At 66.4% G+C, this 2,689-nt stretch carries 3 protein-coding genes; 2 read left to right on the forward strand and 1 reads right to left on the reverse strand.

What is annotated here, in order from left to right:
• A partial coding sequence (locus R1101_RS27830) for an alcohol dehydrogenase catalytic domain-containing protein (RefSeq protein WP_157179192.1) occupies nucleotides 1–294 on the reverse strand: 294 nt, incomplete at its 3' end.
• Between the two features lie 180 nt (nucleotides 295–474).
• Between R1101_RS27830 and R1101_RS0120650 the strand changes: the two genes are divergently transcribed.
• The gene (locus tag R1101_RS0120650) at nucleotides 475–1,755 is read left to right on the forward strand and encodes a serine hydrolase domain-containing protein (protein ID WP_016935185.1); all 1,281 of its coding nucleotides are present in this window, start codon (nucleotides 475–477) and stop codon (nucleotides 1,753–1,755) included.
• A gap of 132 nt (nucleotides 1,756–1,887) precedes the next feature.
• A partial coding sequence (locus R1101_RS27835; protein WP_037224350.1) for a hypothetical protein occupies nucleotides 1,888–2,689 on the forward strand: 802 nt, incomplete at its 3' end.

The raw sequence follows: 2,689 nt of genomic DNA on the forward strand, positions 1-2,689 counted from the left end.
CTCGCGACAGAAGCGGCACGTACCGCACGCGGTGATACACGAGACGAGCACTCGGTCGCCGGGAGCGAGTGTCTGCACTCCGTCCCCCACCTCGACCACGGTGCCGACGGCCTCGTGGCCGAGGATCCGGCCGTCGGTCACCTCGGGCACATCCCCTCCGAGGATGTGCAGGTCGGTGCCGCAGATGGTGACCGCGTCGACCCGCACCACCGCGTCGGTACTGTCCTGGATGGTTGCGTCGGGAACGTCCTCCCAGGATCGCTTCCCCGGCCCGTGGAACACCAGTGCCTTCATGATCTGACCTCCGTACACGGATTCGGCCCTGTTCCAAGGATGACATGAGGGACACTGCGATCGGAATCGTTCGGAGGGGGTGAAAAATTCACCTCGACAGCGGGAAATGTCCGGATTCGTGACACCACCACAGAGTCCCCTGCTCTTTCGGGGACCACCGATCCCGAAAGCAGACGATCGATGAAGACACTCGCAACCTCACTCGTGGCGGTGGTCGTACTGGCCGTCTCGGCGTGCAGTTCCGACACCACCGAGCCCGAGTCCGCGACGTCCCCTGCCTCCTCCGAGGAGGCTGGGCCCGAGTATGTGGCGGAGGTGGAATCGACCGTCGACCGGTTGATGCGCGACAACGCCATTCCCGGCGCGGTGATACAGATCAGCTCCCCCGACCGCGGTGACTGGACCGGCACGTTCGGCACGTCCACCCTCGACACCGACGATCCGATCTCCGCCGACGACCATTTCCGTATCGGCAGCAACACGAAGACGATGACCGTCACCGCCATCCTGCAATTGGTGCAGGAAGGTCGCGTGTCGCTCGAGGACCCGATCTCGAAGTACATCGACGGTGTCCCGAACGGCGACACCATCACCATCGCGCAGCTCGCCGAGATGCGGAGCGGCCTGTACAGCTACACCTTCGACCCGGAGTTCAACGCGACACTGGACCGCGAACCCGAGAAAGTGTGGACGCAGGAGGAGTTGCTGCAGATCGCGTTATCTCGGCCCGTGAACTTCCCGCCCGGGGAACAGTTCGAATACAGCAACACCAATACGGTGCTGCTCGGACTCGTCATCGAGGAACTGACGGGCATGCCGGTGGCGGATGCGTTCGACGAGCGCATTTTCGCTCCACTCGAACTCGGGAACACCTCGTTCCCGGCGATCGAGGACGCCTCGATCCCGGATCCACATCCGCAGGGCTACATGTTCGGCACCAACGTCTCCACCATCGACACCTTCGAACTGCCGGACGACCAGCAGGCCGCAGCGGTCGCCGGAACACTGAAGCCGAACGACGTGACCGACGACAATCCCTCCTGGGCGTGGACCGCGGGCGCTGCGATCTCCACCGTCGACGACATGACCACCTATGTGAAGGCACTGGTCGGCGGTGGGCTGCTCGACCGACAGATGCAGCAGACCCGGCTCGACAGCGTGCAATCGGTGGGCGGGGGAACCGCCGGATACGGGCTCGGCATGGCCCGGTTCGGTCCGCTGCTCGGACACGACGGGCAGCTTCCGGGCTTCATGACCTTCATGGGCCACGACCCGGACACCGATCTGACGATCGTCATCGCCACGAATCTGTCGACGGTGCCGTCGGGCGAAGGTTCGGCGCTGACCCTGGTCAAGGGCATCCTGCCGATCTTCTACGGCTCCGATTATCAGGCGCCGGGCGATCCGGCACGCGCTCCCGACGCAGAGGAGAGCACACCCGCGCCGACGCCGGGAGGCTGATCGTACCGGCGTCCGGTGGGCAGGCACGGCCGGGTCACGTGGTTGTCCACAGGCATTCGTGTTCTCCACAGATCGAGGCAATCGGAGGGCGACGGCCCCGGAACCGGCCCGGCCGTGCCCGATGATCGGTCCATGACCCGACAGGTGTGGACGAGGGCGATGCTCGCCGAGGCCGGCGTCTCGGATCGTGCGGTGCGCACACGACTCCGGTACGGCGAGCTCGTCGGGATCGCTCGCGGCACGTACATGACACGAGAGGACATCGACGCCCTCGGCCCCGTGGGCGTTCACCTCGCCCGGGCACACCTCGTCGGCTCCCGCCTCGGAGCCGATGAGGCGCTCAGTCATGTAACGGCCGCGGTCGTCCACGGCCTCGACGTCTGGGACGCGCCGCTGGGACGGATCCACTTCACGCGCCCGTCGACACGCAGCTGCCGGGTGAGCGACGACCTGCACATCCACACCTCCGACCTGGACTGTGACGTCGTCGACGTGGACGGTCTGCGCGTCACGTCGCTCGCTCGTACCGTCGTCGACGTCGCGCGCACACTGTCGCGTCCGCGCGCTCTCGTCATCGGCGACTCGGCGTTGCGCGCGGATCCGACGGCGCGCCTCGACCTGCCCCGGATCGTTGCTGCATGTCGCGGCAGGACCGGGATCGTCGCGGCGGAGTCGGTCGCGCGCCTCGTCGACGGGCGGAGCGAGAGCGTCGGCGAATCTCTGTCGCGGTTGCACATGATCGAGGCGGGGCTACCGATACCCGACCTGCAGCAGGAGATCGTCGTTCGCGACGGACGCCGGTACCGGGTGGACTTCCTGTGGTGTGAACTCGGCATCGTCGGTGAATTCGACGGCGCCGGAGAATACACCGGACGCCACCACCTGCTCGCAGAGAAGGCGCGCGAGGATGCGTTGCGGGATCTCGGGCTGGAGG

It is taken from the genome of Rhodococcus sp. R1101, from assembly GCF_000278445.1.
Lineage (GTDB): Bacteria > Actinomycetota > Actinomycetes > Mycobacteriales > Mycobacteriaceae > Rhodococcus > Rhodococcus gordoniae.